Genomic DNA, 15,536 nt, shown 5'->3' on the forward strand with positions numbered 1-15,536 from the left:
TCAGGAAGTAGCCGAACGAGGTGATCAGGTACAGGTGCCCGATCTTCTTGTGATCGGTGGTGGTCAGCCAGGACACGATCACCTGCCCCAGGCCACGGCGCTCCACCGCCGGCACAGGAGAGACGGGTTCAGTCGCGTGTGTCGCCATCAGCGTCCTTCGTCAGTGACCGAAACGCGGCAGTTCCAGCAGCGGGGACGCGCGGGCACCTCGCGCTGGGCATCGGACGGTGCGTAACCAGACCTGAGGAACCTAATCCCGCTGTTCTCGGCACGGCAGGCCGCAAGGGGACCGAATGAGCGGTTTTTCTATCCGTCCGAGTGCACTGCCGGATCCTGTGAGACGGAGCCGGGGGCGCCGGCCCTTGCCCCGGGCCCCGGGCCCGGGGCGGCCGGGGAGGCGGGGATTTCGTCACCTGCCGGTGCTCCCGGGCGAGCCGGCCGTCGCCGGGCCGCGGCGTGCGCTCCGGGCGACGGCCGCGTCCCCGGTGGCGCGGTCCGCCGTCAGGGGCGCGAGGCCGGCGCGGCGTGCGGCAGCGCCAGACGCTCCAGTTCGGCGCTGTAGAGAACGGCCGGGTCGAACCCCATCCCCGTGAAGTGGCCCGCCAGTTCCAGGGACAGCACGCCGTGGAGGCGGGTCCAGAAGGACAGGGCCAGGCGCAGGGCGGGCGGGCCGGCGGGATGGTCGTCCGCCCACTGCCGGTGCTCGGCGAGGTGGGCTTCGAGTCCGGCTTCGCCGGGGCTGCCGGCGCCGCCGCCGGCGGACCGGGCGGCGTCGAGAAGGACCGCCATGATGCCGGACGCGATCGTGGTGATGTCCTCGGGGGCGTGGTAGCCGGGGACCGGCGTGCCGTAGACGAGGAAGTAGCGCTGGGGGTCGTCGAGCGCCCACGCGCGCAGCGCGCGCCCCAGTCCGGCCAGGTCCGCGCCGGACGCGGCGGCGGCGCGGAAGGCGTCGGCGAGGCTGTGGTAGGCGTCCCTGATCAGCTCGGTGATCAGTTCGTCGCGGCCGGCGAAGTACCGGTACAGCGCGGGTCCGCTCAGGCCCATCTGCTTGGCGATGGCGTTCAGGGACAGCCCGGACGCCCCCGACGTGGCGATCTGCTCCCGGGCGCGCTCCTTGATCTCCGCGCGCACCTGGGCCCGGTACCGCTCGCGAGGTGTCCTGGTGTCCTTGGCCGCCACGTACCGGTCCTTTCCTTCGTCGGACGGTTAGAACCTATCACCGAAGAGAGGGGTTGCAGCAATTCTCTCAGTGTGTTGTTCTTGCATGAGTTACAGCTTCTAACAAAAGCGTCGTCGTCTAGCCGTGGAGGCCGTCATGGGAACCAGCGTGGAAACCGGTACCGGGAAACTCGTCGAGGTGGTGCTCCCCGGCATCGTGGAGCCGGAGGGCCTGCAGGTCCGCCGGGGGGACGTGCCGACGGCGGGGCCCGGCCAGGTGCTGCTCCGCATGGAGGCGACCGGCGTGTCGTTCGCCGAGCAGCAGATGCGGCGCGGCCGGTACTACGACCAGCCGCCCTACCCCTTCGTGCCCGGCTACGACCTGGTCGGCACGGTCCTCGGGACCGGCGAGGGCGTCGAGCCCGGCCTGGCCGGCCGTCGGGTGGCCGCGCTGGTCAAGGTCGGCGGCTGGGCCAGCCACGTACTCGTCGACGCGGCGGACGTGGTGGAGGTCCCCGACGGCGTCGGCGCGGCCGAGGCGGAGACGCTCGTCGTCAACGGCCTCACGGCCTGGCAGATGCTGCACCGCAAGGCGCGGGTGCGCCGCGGCCAGACCGTCCTGGTGCACGGCGCGGGCGGCGGTGTGGGTTCCGTCCTGGTCCAGTTGGCCCGCGCCGCCGGCGTGCGGGTGATCGGCACGGCGTCCCCGCGCCACCACGAGACCCTTCGCGGCCTCGGCGTGATTCCGGTCGACTACCGCACGCAGGACGTCACCGGCCGCGTCCGCGAACTGGCCCCGGGCGGTGTGGACGCGGTCTTCGACCACGTCGGCGGCCGCGGCGTCGTCGACTCCTGGCGCCTGCTCGCCCGCGGCGGCACGCTCGTCTGCTACGGCACCGCCGCCACCCGCGACGACACCGGCCCCCGGCAGTGGCCCGTCCTCAAGCTCCTCGGCCGTGTCTGGCTGTGGAACGCCCTGCCCAACGGCCGCCACGCCTGCTTCTTCAACGTCTGGGCCGGCCGCGCCGTCGGCAAGGCCCGCTTCCGTGCCCGGGTGCGCACCGATCTCACCGAGGTGTTCGCGGCCGCCCGGCGCGGCGAGGTCACCGCCCAGATCGCCGCGCGGCTGCCCCTCGTCCGCGCGGCCGAGGCTCTGCGGCTGGCCGAGTCGGGCGCCGCCACCGGCAAGGTCGTCCTGCACCCCTAGGGCCTGTCGTCGAACTCCCGCCTGCCCCGCCCTCCCAGCGGACGACGGGAGGGTGACGACCGGGCCCGGCCCCTGCCGCCGCCCTCCCGGCCGCCCCGACGCCGGGCGCTTCCGCCGCCGTCGGGCGCTTGGCCCGCCCCTTTCGGGGGCGCCGGCCGTCCGGGGGAGTTCGGCCGTCAGCTCCATCAGCCGCCGCCGCGCCGGCGGGGCGGCGGCGACGTCGGCGTCCGTCAGGGCGAGCGCCTCGGGCCGGGGCCGCCCCTGCCGGGGCCGGGGCCCGCTCCGGGACACCAGTGCCGCAAGGGGGTCGTCGGCGGCGGTCAGCGCGTGCGCGGCGACCTCGAACAGGGCGTAGGCCAGCCCGAGCGCGAGGGTCCGGGCCGGCATCCGGCCGTTCGGGCACGGCTGGGCTGCCCCGCGTACGAGGGGGCAAGGGGGCTGATCGGGTGGGTCTGCCGGGCGCGACGCGGGAGCCAGGCGCTCCCGGCGTGCGCGGGGTGCGCCGGCGACGGGGCGTCCCGGACCCGACGAGCACGGCGGTCCGGGCGACGTGGTACGGCACGCGCTCCAGCCGGGCCGGGCCGGGCCGTCCGGCGGGCGGCGTGAAGGGACTGTGACGCTTGTGGAACCGTGGTGGAACCGGACCGGGTAGCCTTGCCTGCCTGGGCATCCGTCCGCTGGACGCTACGGGAGGTGAAGGGGTGCTGCACGTCATTGCGCGCGAGGGCGACCGGGTCACGGCCGAACTGCCCGAGGACGTCGACCTGTACACCACGCCCGCGCTCCGGGCGGTCGTCCACCGCCTGATCGACGAGGGATGCCGCCGCCTCGTCCTGGACGCCTCGCGCACGGTGCATCTGGACTCCACCGGCGTCAGCGCCCTGGTGGCGTGGTTCCACCGCCTCGACGGCCAGGGCGGCACCCTGGTCGTCACCGGGTTGAGCGAGGCCCTGCACCGGATGCTCACCATCCTGGGGCTCGACACGGTGATGGCCCTCACGCCCGGTCCCGCCTCCTCGCCCTGAGCGGCTGTCGCGCCGCCCGTCCCGCACGGGGCCGGTACGGAGCGGGCGGATGTCTCAGGCGTCCAGTCCGTGCACGGGAGCGATGTCGGCGAGTCCGGAGATGGTCAGCACCGGCGCCAGCAGAGGCGTGGCGATGAGCTCCAGGCGGTCGCTGTGGGTGAACAGCACGCTGAGCCCCGCGCTGTCGAGGTATTCCACCGCGGTCAGGTCGACGACCACGGGCCCGGAGGTCCTGTCGAGGGCTTCCGCGAGCGAGCCGGCGTTGCCCTGGTCGATCTCGCCGGCGACCGCCAGCAGGGGCCTGCCGTCCGGACGCCGTCCGAGGGTCAGGGTGAGCGAAGGGGTCATCAGGCGATCCTCGTGTGCATGTCGACGACGGTGCCCGTGGTGCCCGGGGTGATGGTGACATGGTCCATCAGCGCCCTCATCAGCTGCACACCGCGGCCGCGGTGCCGGTTGAGTTCGGGCTGGGGGACCTTCCACCGGCCGGTGTCGGCCACGGTCAGGCGCAGGTCGCGGGCGGAGGTCTCCGCCCGCAGGCGGATGCTCTTCCCGGGGGCGTCGCGATGTCCGTGCTCGATGGCGTTGGCGCAGGCCTCTCCCGCCGCCACCAGCACGTTCTGCACGGTCTGCAGGGGCAGGCCGCACTGGTCGAGCCAGCCGCGCAGGGCGCGGCGGACAGCGGCGAGCTGGGCGGGCTCGGCGGGGAAGGCCACGTCCAGCGGCGCGGGATGGCGGTACAGCAGGAGGGCGACGTCGTCGTCGTACCCGCCGCTGGGTTCGAGGCGCCGCATGATCTGCGTGGCCAGTTCCTCGACGGTCACGTCGTGGCCCTCCTGGACGGCCGCGCCGGCCTGTTCGATGCCCGTGAGCAGCGAGCGTCCGCGCCGTTCGACGAGGCCGTCGGTGTACAGCAGCAAGGTGGAGCGGGCGGGCACGGTGCACGCGCCTTCCGGGCGGCTGGTGCCGGGGCGGACGGCGAGCGGCAGGAAGCGGCCGTCCTCCAGCAGACGCGTGGTGCCGTCGGGCTGGGCGAGGATACCCGGCGGGTGGCCCGCGCTCGAGTAGCTCAGACGGCCGGTGGCCGGGTCGAGGACGCCGCAGAAGACGGTCGTGCACACCGCGCCGGGTACGGCGGCGGCGAACTGGTCCAGCGCCATGAGCGTACGCGCGGGGCTCGGCGTCTGCAGCAGCAGGGCGCGGCAGGCGCTGCGCAGCTGCCCCATGACGCTGGCGGCCTCCAGACCGTGGCCGACGCAGTCGCCGACGACGATGCCGATGCGGCCGTCGGGCAGGGTGACGGTGTCGTACCAGTCCCCGCCGACTTCCAGGGGCCGGGTGGCGGGCTCGTAGCGGACGGCGAAGCCGGTGGGGAGCTGGGCCGGGCCGAGGATGGCCCGCTGAAGGGCGATGGCCGTCTGGCGCTGCTGGTCGATCCGGTGCACGCGCACCAGCCCCTGGGCGAGGTGCCCGGCCAGAAGGGCCAGCAGCAGCTGGTCCTCACCGGTGAAGGGCCTGTGGTCGCCGAGCTCGATCCACAGTGCCATCGGGCCGTCGGGGTGCCCGAGGAGGATTCCGGCCCCGGTCCGGTCGGCGACCGGGGCCAGCGAGGGCTGTCCGCGCAGGTCGGCGAGGGACCGGCGGCGGTCGGCGGGCAGGTCCCGCCACGAGAGCAGGGGGTCGGTGGCGGTCAGGGCCGGTTCGTCCCCGTGGCCGAAGACACCGGCCACGACGTGCCGCGCCCCCCACAGGTCCTTCAGGGTGTGCAGCGCGCCGACGAGCGCGTCGGACAGGCTGGTGGCCTCGGACAGCCGGGTGCTCAGCGCCGCCAGGGCGCTGTCGCGCTGGATGGCGTAGTGCTCGGCGGTCACGTCCCGGAACGTGCCGACGACCATGTGACGCCCGGTGTCGGGGTCCCGGGTCCGGTTGAAGATGGCGCTGATCCACAGCCGGTGCCCGTCGCGGTGGACGACGGGGATGGTGTAGCTGCCCCGGGGACTGCTCGTCAGACGGTTGAACGCGGCCTCGACCTGCCGGTACGCCGCGGGATCGGTCGCGGCGTCGGGCCACCACGGGTGCACGGGCCGGTAGGGCAGGCCCTCGGGGCCGTACCCGAGGATGTCGGTGAAGGCGGTGTTGATCTCGATGACGGCGCCGTCCTCGTCGCAGACGAAGAAGGCCTCCTGCAGGGAGTCGACCAGTGCGCTGCGCCAGCGCATGTGGTGGGTGCGCAGCCGCGCCAGTTCGATGTTGGCCCGGACGCGGGCCAGCAGCTCGGCGGCGGCGAACGGTTTGACGAGGTAGTCGTCGGCACCGGCCTGCAGGCCCTCGATGGAGGCTTCCTGCCCGGCCCGGGCCGACAGCAGCAGCACCGCGACGGACGCGGTCCGCGGGTCCGAGCGCAGCGCCGCGACCAGGGCCAGGCCGTCCAGGCCCGGCATCATCACATCGCTGACGACGAGGTCGGGGGAGCCGGCCCGGACGAGGTCGAGGGCGGTCATCCCGTCGTTGACGGCCGTGACCCGGTACCCCGCGCCCTCCAGCAGGCGCTTGAGGTACCCGCGCATGTCGGCGTTGTCGTCGGCGACCAGGACGTGCGCCGCGGCCGGACCCGATGCGGAGGCGGTCCCGGACACCGCCGCCACGGCTGCCGGCGGTGCCTCGGTGCGGTCGTCCGGCAGCCAGCGCAGCGCCTCCTGCACGTACGGGTCGGCCACCGCGGACACCGCGGCCGTGGCGGTGGCCGGGGCGATGGCGTGAGCGGGCAGGTGCGCGGTTCCGAAGGGCAGCCGGATGGTGAAGCGGGTGCCTTCGTCCTCGGTGCTGTCCGCGGTGATCGTGCCGCCGTGCAGGCCGACGAGTTCCTTGACCAGGGCCAGGCCGATGCCGCTGCCCTCGTGGGAGCGGGAGCGGGCGTTCTCGATGCGGTGGAACCGTTCGAACAGCCGCGGCATCTCCTCGGCGGGCACCCCGATGCCGGTGTCGGCGACGCGGACGAGGGCGTGCTCGCCGTCGGCGCGCACGGTGACGCGGATGCCGCCCTCGAAGGTGAACTTCAGCGCGTTGCTCAGAAGGTTGAGGACCACCTTCTCCCACATGCTCCGGTCGACGTACACCGGATGCGGCAGCGGACGGCAGTCGACGTCGAAGACCAGGCCGGCCTTCTCGACGGCGGAGCGGAAGACGCTGGCCAGCTCGGCGGTGGCCGCCGCCAGATCGACGGGCTCGTAGGTCGCCTGCATGCGGCCGGCCTCGATGCGGGAGAAGTCCAGCAGCGTGTTGACCAGTTTGCCGAGCCGGAGCCCGTTGCGGTGGACGACCTCCAGCTCCTCCTGCAACGGCGGATCGTCCGCGAGCCGGGTGCGCAGCTCCTCCAGCGGCCCCATGATCAGCGCGAGCGGTGTGCGGAACTCGTGGCTGATGTTGGAGAAGAACGCCGTCTTGGCCCGGTCCAGTTCGGCCAGCTCCTCCGCCCGGCGCTGCTGCGCCTGGTAGCTGCGCGCGCTGCCGATGCCGGTCGCCACATGACCGGCGACCAGTTCGACGAACCCCCGGTAGGCGTCGTCCAGGGGCCGGTACCGGTTCAGTCCCGCCACCAGGAATCCGTAGGGCGAAGTGCCCTGCTGCAGGAGCGGGACCACCAGCGCCTGTGCCGGGGGCTGCGGCCAGGCGCCGGTGGGCATCTCCTCGTACGGGCCGCCGGCGAGTTCCACGAGCACCGACTCGCCGGCCGCCGGCGCGGCCGCGGGCCACGCGCCGTGCGGCTCGTCGGGGCGCAGCACCGCGGGGGCGGCCGGGTGTCCGGCGGCCAGGCCGGTGGAGGCGGCCAGACGGGCGGAGCCGTCCTGCTGGAACAGGTAGGCGGCGGTGAACGGCAGGTCGTGCGGATTGCGCCGGAGCTGCCGGGCCGCGAAGAGCAGCATCTCCTGCTCGGTGCGCACCACGCTGGGATCGGAGCCCAGGTCCCGCAGCGTGGCCATGCGCCGTTCGCCGACGACCCGCTCGGTCTCCTCGCTGACCACGCACAGCATGCCCACCACGGCGCCGTCGTCGTCCCGCAGCGGACTGTAGGAGAACGTGTGGTACGTCTCCTCGGGGTATCCGGACCGCTCCAGGAACAGCAGCAGCGCCTCGTCCCAGGTGGCCTGCCCCGTGGTCAGCACGGTGTCGATGCGCGGGCCGATGTCGTCCCAGATCTCCGCCCACACCTCGCCGGCCGGGCGGCCCAGGGCCCACGGGTACTTGCGGCCCAGCGTGTCGCGGCGGTAGGCGTCGTTGCAGAAGAACGTCAGCTCGGGTCCCCACGCCATCCACATGGAGAACCGCGAGGACAGCAGGATGCTCACCGCCGTCCGCAGACTCTGCGGCCACTCCTCGGGCGGTCCGAGGGGGGTGGCGGCCCAGTCCACCGCGGCGAGGTCCCGGCCGACCGCGTCGTCGGCGGCGAACACGTCCGCCCCGGTCGGCGGCCGGTGCCCGGCGTCATCCGGTCGCGGCATCCGTCGCCCCTTCGTACCTGTGTGCTCTCCACCGTGCCGGTCGGGGCACGCCCGTCCGGGGGAGTGCCCCGTGTCGTCGTCGGTGCACCTCGAAGCTCCGCCCCGTGGCGCGCCGCTCTCGCCGGAGGGCCGGCCGTCCCGACGAATCCGCAGGATAGATCATCCGGTTTGCGGATCTTCACCCGCGTCGGCCGCCGGTCCGGCGGAGCGCTCCGGCGGGCCGGCGGCACGGCGAAGGGACGTCCTCAGGCCTCGAGGGCGTCCCACCCGTGCCGCGGGTGGCGGCCCAGGTCGTGGCGGTCGAAGTGGGCGAGGGCCTGGGGGAGGGAGGCGCGCAGGGCGAAGACTTCCGTCAGCCCCAGGATGTCCAGCTTGGTGGTCAGGTGCTGGTTCAGGCCGGTCAGGATCAGCGTGCCGCCGAGGTCCTCGAGCCGGTGCAGCCAGCGGAGCAGCAGCGTGACGCCGGTGGAGTCCAGGTAGGAGGTGCGCGAGGCCTCCACGATCAGGTGGCGGCAGCCCTCGTCCAGCAAGCGGTCGCCGATGCCGCTCATCGCCTCGCTGGTGTGGAGATCGACGTCCTCCGGAAAAGCGACGATCACCAGATCATCGCAACGCTGCACTACCTTCAGCACGTCCATTCCACCGTCCTTGCCGCGTCCTCGCCCACCATGGTGCCCCACCGCCCGTGCGGCGGTGCGGCGGACCGGACTTCCCCCGCCCCGGGTGGCTCCCGCGGAGCCCCGCGAGTGCGCCGCGACCGTGTCCTCCCCGCCGCCTCGGTGCCTCAACCCGCATCGGCGGAAAGGCACTTGGGTTCCGCGGTGTTGACGCGCGTAGCTGCTCGGCCCCACCCTGGCGGGGCCGCCGCCGGGTGGTGGCGGCTCGCCGCAGGGCGACACGGACGGTCGGGAGGCCGGGATGTTCAGACGCGTGGCACGGCTGCTTGTCTCGTTTGTCATGATCGTGACAGGTGTGGTGGTGGGGGTGGGCGCCACCTCGGGCACCGCGCACGCCGACGAGTGCTACACCTGGAGCCGCACCCTCTCCCAGGGCTCGTCCGGCGGCGACGTCACCCAACTGCAGATACGCGTCGCGGGGTGGGTGACCTCGGGCGAGCGACTGTCCTACGACGGCCAGTACGGCGCGCGGACCGCCGAGGCCGTCAAGAAGTTCCAGGCCGCCTACGGGCTGCCCGCGGACGGCGTCGCGGGCCCGCAGACCTTCAGCAAGCTCTACTCGCTCCAGGACGCGGACTGCACGCCGGCCCACTTCGGTTACGCCGAGCTCAACAAGTGCAACTCCGACTGGTCGGGCGGTGCGGTCCCGGCGGCCACCGCCAGGGCGAACGCCCTGAAGACCATGTGGAAGCTGGAGGCGATGCGGCACGCACTGGGCGACGTGCCGATCACGGTCTCCAGCGGCTTCCGCTCCTACGCCTGCAACAACGCGGTGGGCGGATCGTCCACCAGCCGCCACCTCTACGGCGACGCCGCCGACCTGACCGGCTCGCCCAGCCTGTGCCGGCTCGCCCAGCAGGCCAGGACGCACGGCTTCTCGGAGATCCTCGGCCCGGGCTACCCCGGCCACAACGACCACACCCACCTGGCGTTCGACCCGTCACCGTACTGGTCCGCGCCCACCTGCGGGATCTGACCCGCCCACGGCACCGCTCCTCCCGCACCTCGCCGGGGTGCCGGGACCGTGACAGCGAGGGCCGGAAGCGGTACCGGCCCTCGCCCGTGTCCCGGCGACCCTAGGGCAGGGTCCATTTCTGGTTGGGTCCGGTGTGGCAGGTCCACAGGTGGACGGGGGTGCCGTCGTTCCAGGTGCCGCCGGAGGCGTCGAGGCATTTGGCGGACTGGGGGTTGCGGACGGTGCCGTCGGGCTGGGGGGTCCATTTCTGGGCGCCGGTGCCGTTGCAGGTCCACAGCTGGATCTTCGTGCCGTCCGCGGTGGCGCCGCCGGAGACGTCGAGGCACTTGCCCAGGGCGCGCAGGGTGTCGTCGCCGGGCAGGGTCCAGGTCTGGGCGGTGCTGTTGTTGCAGGTCCACAGCTGGACCTTGGTGCCGTCGGCGCTCTGGGCGTTGTCGACGTCCAGGCACTTGCCGCCGACCCCCCGCACCGCGCCCGAACGCGGCCCCGGGCCGGAACCCGACTCCTTGATGCGGATGTTGCGGAACGCCACCTCGTCGCCGTCGCCGTGGTTCTGGATGCCGATGTGTCCCTGGGCGAGGCTGCGCGCCGGGTCCGTGTTGGTGAAGTCGTTGACCTTGCGTCCGTTGAGGAAGACCTCCAGGCGCTCGCCCGTGACCCGTATCTCGTAGGTGTTCCACTCGCCCGGCGGGTTGAGCGCGGCGTCGCGTGCGGCGATGTCGGCCGACTTGAACCCGTAGACGGCGCCGGTGGTGCGATCGGCCGCGTCGGTGGCGTCGATCTGGATCTCGTAGCCGTTGTCCACCGCCGTCCACGGGTCGTCGGAGGCCGGGAAGCCCACGAAGACTCCGGAGTTGTCGTCGCCGGACATCTTCCAGTCCAGCTTGAGGGAGTAGTCGCCGGTGAACTCCTCGGCCGAGTACCACAGCATGCCCAGCCCGCCGTGCGAGGTGAGCGTGGCGTCGGCCAGGGTGAACCCGCCCGGTCCGGCCTGCTTGAAGCCGGTCGTGCCCGAGCCGTCGAACAGCGCCCGGTAACCGGTCTCGGGACGGCAGTCGGCCTCCGTCATGCCGGCCGTCCAGCGGATGCCGCCCAGCAGGTGCCGGCGGAAGGCGGGTTCGCCGTACGACTCGTCGGTGTGACCGCCGCCCGTGTAGAAGGCCCGGCCGCCCTGGTACTCCTTGCACCAGCTGATCGGGTGGTCCCCCGACATGGAGCCGCCGCTGTAGCTGGACTCGTCCAGGGAGGCCAGGACGCGTGCGGTGGTGCGGGGGTTGGTGCGGTAGTTGTACCACTCGTCGGTGCGCTGCCAGGTGCCGCCGAGGTGGGCCGTGGCGTCGTGCGCCCGGTCCTCGACCTCGACGGTCGCGGACTGGATCGCGGGATGCGAGTGGAACAGGGCCCCGGCCAGACCCTCGTAGAAGGGCCAGTCGTACTCGGTGTCGGCCGCGGCGTGCACGCCGACGTACCCCCCGCCGCCCTTGACGTACTGCTCGAAGGCCGTCTGCTGGGAGCCGTTCAGGACGTCCCCCGTGGTCGAGAGGAAGACGACCGTCCTGTACTGGGCCAGGTTGCCGCCGGTGAAGGCTCCGGCGTCCTCGGTGGCGTCCACGGTGAAGTTGTGGGCCGTGCCGAGGTCGCGCAGTGCGGCGATGCCGTCGTCGATGGACGAGTGCCGGAAGCCGGCGGTCCTGGAGAACACGAGGACCTTGTAGGCGGGGTCGGCCGCGGCCTTTTCCTTCGCCGCGGCCGCGTCCTGTGCCGCCGGTGCCTGTGCGGCGGGTGCCGGCACGGCGGGCGGGCGCTGCGCCGGGGCGGACACAGCGGTCGCCTGCGGTGCCGCGGCCAGCAGGGCGCCGGCGAGCAGGGTCAGGGCTGTACGCAGTCGGTTGCGCATGGGTGACTCACCTCCTTGTCGTTAGGGCAGGGTCCATTTCTGGTTGGGTCCGGTGTGGCAGGTCCACAGGTGGACGGGGGTGCCGTCGTTCCAGGTGCCGCCGGAGGCGTCGAGGCATTTGGCGGACTGGGGGTTGCGGACGGTGCCGTCGGGCTGGGGGGTCCATTTCTGGGCGCCGGTGCCGTTGCAGGTCCACAGCTGGATCTTCGTGCCGTCCGCGGTGGCGCCGCCGGAGACGTCGAGGCACTTGCCCAGGGCGCGCAGGGTGTCGTCGCCGGGCAGGGTCCAGGTCTGGGCGGTGCTGTTGTTGCAGGTCCACAGCTGGACCTTGGTGCCGTCGGCGCTCTGGGCGTTGTCGACGTCCAGGCACTTGCCGCCGACCCCCCGCACCGCGCCGGAGCGGGTGCCCCCGGAGGTGGTGAAGGAGAACTCGTCGATGTCGAACAGGGATCCGGAGCCGCCCTTGAACACCAGGTGGAGCGCCGTCGTGCCGGCGGGCCGGTCGGTGAGGGACGCGGTGACGTCCTGGAACGTCTCCCAGCCGCCGGTGACCGGGACCGTGGCCGAGCCGAGCAGCGTCCCGGTGGCCGACCCGGCGCGCACCTCGATCGTTCCGCCCGCCCCCGCCGAGGAGACGCGGGCGGTGAACCCGGTGGCGTTGTCCAGCGCGTACGGCGTGAACGAGATCCAGTCGCCGTTGTCGATGTGGCCGACGGTCCTGCCGCCGTGTGCCGGGCCGTGGGCGACGACCTGGACGCCCGAGGCGTCGCCGTAGTGCTCCGCCTGCCGGTGCGAGGGCTGGGTGATGTGCTGGTCGTGCGTGGTCAGCGCGAGCTGGCCGTTCACCCCCTTGTCGGTGTACTCGGCGTCTACCACGCCGAAGATGTTGGCGTTGGGGTCGTGTTCGCCGTCGGCCAGCGTCTGCAGCGTCCCGGAGCAGCCGGTCGCCGAGGTCTGCGGGTGGCCGTGGCTGTCGTGCCCGACGATGAAGGAGACCTTGACCCTGGAGCAGTCGATCGTGCCGTCCTCGGGGTCGGTGACCGTCACCTTGAACGGGATCGCCGCGCCGAAGTCGTATATCCGGCCGTCCACGGGCAGGTCGAGCCGCACCGTCGGAGCGGTGTTGCCGACGGTGATCTGCACGGAGGCGGTCGCGGACTTCCCGGTGGAGTCGGTCACCGTCAGGGTCGCCGTGTAGCGGCCGTCGGCGGTGTACGTGTGCGAGGGGTGGGCGGCCGTCGAGGTGCCGCCGTCACCGAACGTCCAGGCGTGGGTGAAGCCGTCGCCGTCCGGGTCGGAGCTGCCCGCCGAGGAGAACGACACGGTCAGCGGTGCCTTGCCGGACGTGACGTTCGCCTTGGCCTGGGCCACCGGCGCGCGGCCCCCGGTGACGTGCTCGATCCGGTACAGGGCGGAGTTCTCGTCGCCGTTGAAGTAGCCGGTGCCGTAGTCGAGGACGTAGAGGGCGCCGTCCGGGCCGAAGGCCATGTCCATCACCTGGGTGCCGCTCCAGGGGAAGGCGTTGATGGACTGGACCGTTCCGTCGCCGCCGCTCTGGATGCGCTTGATCCAGCGACGGCCGAACTCGCCCGCGAAGAAGTGCCCGTCGTACTCCTGCGGGAACTTCACCTCCGACGTCGACGAGGCGTCGTACCGGTAGACGGGGCCGCCCATGGGGGATTCCGAGCCGCCGCCGAACTCCGGGACCGAGCCGCCGTTGTACGGGATCCACGCGGGCTGGGCGGGCGGCAGGTCGGTCAGGCCGGTGTTGCGCGGCGAGGTGTTCCTCGGCGCCGCGCAGTCGAAGGCGGTGCCCGACCTCCCCGTGGCGAAGTCGTAGTCGACGTAGGCGTCGTTGCGGCCGGTGCAGTACGGCCAGCCGTAGTTGCCGGCCTTCGTGATCCGGTTGAACTCGACCTGGCCCTCGGGGCCGCGTCCGGGGCTGGCGACACCGGAGTCGGGGCCGTAGTCGCCCAGGTAGACGATGCCGGTGGCCTTGTCCACGCTCATCCGGAAGGGGTTGCGGAAGCCCATCGCGTAGATCTCCGGCCGGGTCCTGGCCGTGCCCGGCGGGAAGAGGTTGCCGCCGGGGATCGTGTACGAGCCGTCCGCGCCGACCTTGATGCGCAGGACCTTGCCGCGCAGGTCGTTGGTGTTGCCCGAGGAACGCTGGGCGTCGTAGGCGGGGTTGCGCGTGGCGCGCTCGTCGATCGGGGTGAACCCGTCGGAGGCGAACGGGTTGGTGTCGTCCCCCGTCGACAGATACAGGTTGCCCTGCGCGTCGAAGTCGATGTCGCCGCCGACGTGACAGCAGGTGCCCCGTGACGCCGGGACGTCGAGGATCTTCTTCTCGCTGGCGGGGTCGAGCGTGCCGTCGGTCCTCAGCACGAACCGGGAGAGCCGGTTGACCCCGTCGAACGGGGCGAAGTCCGAGGCCGCGCCGTCCGAGGGGGCGTCGCCGCCGGGGGTGTCGAGCTTGGGGGCGTAGTACAGGTACACATGCCGGTTGGCGGAGAAGCCCGGGTCGGCCGCGACCCCTTGCAGGCCCTCCTCGTCGTGGCTGTAGACGTCGAGCTTGCCGGCCACCTTGGTGGTGCCGGACGCGTCGGTGAGGCGGACCGTGCCGTCCCGCGAGGTGTGCAGCACCGAGCGGTCGGGCAGCACCGCCAGCGTCATCGGCTCGCCGGTCTCGGCGACGCCCTTGGCGAGGGTGACCTGCTGGAATTCGGGTGCCGCGGCGACTTCGGAGGCGTCGCCGCGGGCTTTCGGGGCCGCTGCCGCCGGTGCGGCGGGCAGCACGAGACCGACGGCGCACACCACCGCCGGTACGAGCCATGGAACGAGTCCGCGTCCGAACGGTCTCGTGCTGAACGGTCTCCTGCGCACAGGTGTCTCCCGGAGGTGGGGTGGAGACAGGCCGAGACCGGCCTGCCGAGGGAGTACAGGGCGCGCGCCGTCGCGCCATGACACACCGTCACACAGGCGTGACGGGTACATAACAAGGAAGTTAGCGGCCTCCGTACGGCGGCGTAACCCCTTTCGCACGAGATATCAGTGCTTTTTCCATGACGGGGACAAAGTCGTCCGGCAGGTGAGGAGGGACGCCTCCGGCTGCCGGAGGGCGCGGGTCCGTCCGGATTCTCGGGAAGGAGCGGGATCCTTGCCGTCTCCGCCGCCAACTCCCCTATAGTGACCGCTTATTGAGCATCGGGTGTCGCTTCTGGACCGGAATCGCGCCTCCGTCGCGATCGAGGATCTTCTTTTTCATGACTGCGCCTGGCCCTGCCGGGCGGACGGCTCGTCCTCCGTGCCGTCGTGCCCGCCGCGCCGCTCACCGCTTCGGTGGTGGTCGGCGTGGCCGTGGCCGTCCCCTCGTCGGCACGCGGGGCGCGGCGGCTCTCGCCAGGCGGTACGCGGCGGCCGCCCCGGCTCCCGGACCGCTCCGGGGCGGCAGCCGGGCCCATCGCTGCCGCCGCGCCCGCCGAACCGCCCGTGACGGACCGGTCCGAGGCCCGGCCGCCCCGGACGGCGACTGCGCGTGGACCGGGACGCCGGCCACGCCCCACCCGACCCCGACACCGACTTGGACCTGGCCCCGGCCCGATCACCCTCTTGCAGCACGGAAGGCGAAAACCACCCCATGACCGGCACCACAACCGACGACAAGCTCACCTGGCTCGTCGAGGGACTGCTCGAACGCACCCCCGGCGCCCGGCACGCGCTCGTCCTCTCCCGTGACGGGCTGAAACTGTGCCGCACCCCGGAGCTCTCCGTCGACCAGGCCGACCAGCTCGCGGCGATCGCCGCCGGCATCCAGTCGCTGTCGCGCGGCGCCTCCGTCGAGTTCGGCGACGGCAGCGGGGGAGTGCGCTCGGCGATGACCGGGTTCTACGGCGGTGTCCTGTTCATCGTCGAAGCCGGCGAGGGCGCGCACCTCGCCGTGGTCACCACCGAGGACGCCGACGCCGGACTCGTCGGGCACCACATGAACGAACTCGTGGAACGGCTCGGCGAGCACCTGCGCGCGGAACCCCGTACCTCGTGAGCCGCCCCGGCCGGGACGACGCGCCCGGCCGGCTCCGCACCCTCACCGG

10 protein-coding genes are annotated in these 15,536 nt (G+C 72.8%); 4 read left to right on the forward strand and 6 right to left on the reverse strand.

Going from position 1 to position 15,536, the window contains the following annotated elements; genetic code table 11:
- Positions 1-501: 501 nt before the first annotated feature.
- Positions 502-1,182 (reverse strand): TetR/AcrR family transcriptional regulator, encoded by a 681-nt coding sequence (locus AB0L29_RS24495; RefSeq protein ID WP_365829897.1) that lies wholly within the window; start codon positions 1,180-1,182, stop codon positions 502-504.
- A 136-nt stretch (positions 1,183-1,318) separates the two neighbouring features.
- On the opposite strand from AB0L29_RS24495, the gene AB0L29_RS24500 reads away from it, so the two are divergent.
- Entirely contained in the window at positions 1,319-2,368 is a 1,050-nt protein-coding gene (locus AB0L29_RS24500; protein WP_365829898.1) for a medium chain dehydrogenase/reductase family protein, read from the forward strand.
- Between the two features lie 701 nt (positions 2,369-3,069).
- Positions 3,070-3,393 carry an STAS domain-containing protein gene (locus AB0L29_RS24505; protein ID WP_365829899.1) on the forward strand — a complete coding sequence of 108 codons (324 nt, stop codon included), beginning with the start codon at positions 3,070-3,072 and terminating at the stop codon, positions 3,391-3,393.
- Between the two features lie 54 nt (positions 3,394-3,447).
- Here the strand turns inward: AB0L29_RS24505 and AB0L29_RS24510 are convergent, their stop codons facing one another.
- From AB0L29_RS24510 to AB0L29_RS24520, 3 genes are all read right to left on the reverse strand, one after another.
- A complete protein-coding gene (locus AB0L29_RS24510) occupies positions 3,448-3,741 on the reverse strand; it encodes an STAS domain-containing protein (RefSeq protein WP_365829900.1) in 294 nt (97 codons plus the stop codon).
- Positions 3,741-7,892: a SpoIIE family protein phosphatase gene (locus tag AB0L29_RS24515; RefSeq protein WP_365829901.1), complete on the reverse strand. Its 4,152-nt coding sequence runs from the start codon at positions 7,890-7,892 to the stop codon at positions 3,741-3,743. Before AB0L29_RS24515 ends, AB0L29_RS24510 begins: the two co-directional genes overlap by 1 nt.
- A 245-nt stretch (positions 7,893-8,137) precedes the next feature.
- Entirely contained in the window at positions 8,138-8,851 is a 714-nt protein-coding gene (locus AB0L29_RS24520; RefSeq protein WP_365829902.1) for an STAS domain-containing protein, read from the reverse strand.
- Between AB0L29_RS24520 and AB0L29_RS24525 the strand changes: the two genes are divergently transcribed.
- Positions 8,811-9,545 carry a D-Ala-D-Ala carboxypeptidase family metallohydrolase gene (locus AB0L29_RS24525; RefSeq protein ID WP_365829903.1) on the forward strand — a complete coding sequence of 245 codons (735 nt, stop codon included), beginning with the start codon at positions 8,811-8,813 and terminating at the stop codon, positions 9,543-9,545. The two genes, AB0L29_RS24520 and AB0L29_RS24525, sit on opposite strands and share 41 nt — an antisense overlap.
- A 100-nt stretch (positions 9,546-9,645) precedes the next feature.
- On the opposite strand, the gene AB0L29_RS24530 is transcribed toward AB0L29_RS24525, so the two are convergent.
- Positions 9,646-11,442, reverse strand: a complete 1,797-nt coding sequence (locus tag AB0L29_RS24530) for a ThuA domain-containing protein (protein WP_365829904.1) — start codon at positions 11,440-11,442, stop codon at positions 9,646-9,648.
- A 21-nt stretch (positions 11,443-11,463) separates the two neighbouring features.
- Positions 11,464-14,238 carry a PQQ-dependent sugar dehydrogenase gene (locus AB0L29_RS24535; RefSeq protein ID WP_365829947.1) on the reverse strand — a complete coding sequence of 925 codons (2,775 nt, stop codon included), beginning with the start codon at positions 14,236-14,238 and terminating at the stop codon, positions 11,464-11,466.
- Between the two features lie 844 nt (positions 14,239-15,082).
- Here AB0L29_RS24535 and AB0L29_RS24540 point away from each other — a divergent pair.
- Positions 15,083-15,487, forward strand: a complete 405-nt coding sequence (locus AB0L29_RS24540) for a roadblock/LC7 domain-containing protein (RefSeq protein WP_365829905.1) — start codon at positions 15,083-15,085, stop codon at positions 15,485-15,487.
- The last annotated feature ends 49 nt before the right edge of the window (positions 15,488-15,536 follow it).

Source organism: Streptomyces sp. NPDC052701 (genome assembly GCF_040678355.1).
Lineage (GTDB): Bacteria > Actinomycetota > Actinomycetes > Streptomycetales > Streptomycetaceae > Streptomyces.

What these genes read in the sequence shown, in the direction of transcription:
- AB0L29_RS24500 (WP_365829898.1), top strand. Translation starts at nt 1,319, where the DNA reads ATGGGAACCAGCGTGGAAACCGGTACCGGGAAACTCGTCGAGGTGGTG.
- AB0L29_RS24510 (WP_365829900.1), bottom strand. Translation starts at nt 3,741, where the DNA reads ATGACCCCTTCGCTCACCCTGACCCTCGGACGGCGTCCGGACGGCAGG.
- AB0L29_RS24515 (WP_365829901.1), bottom strand. Translation starts at nt 7,892, where the DNA reads ATGCCGCGACCGGATGACGCCGGGCACCGGCCGCCGACCGGGGCGGAC.
- AB0L29_RS24525 (WP_365829903.1), top strand. Translation starts at nt 8,811, where the DNA reads ATGTTCAGACGCGTGGCACGGCTGCTTGTCTCGTTTGTCATGATCGTG.
- AB0L29_RS24520 (WP_365829902.1), bottom strand. Translation starts at nt 8,851, where the DNA reads ATGACAAACGAGACAAGCAGCCGTGCCACGCGTCTGAACATCCCGGCC.
- AB0L29_RS24530 (WP_365829904.1), bottom strand. Translation starts at nt 11,442, where the DNA reads ATGCGCAACCGACTGCGTACAGCCCTGACCCTGCTCGCCGGCGCCCTG.
- AB0L29_RS24540 (WP_365829905.1), top strand. Translation starts at nt 15,083, where the DNA reads ATGACCGGCACCACAACCGACGACAAGCTCACCTGGCTCGTCGAGGGA.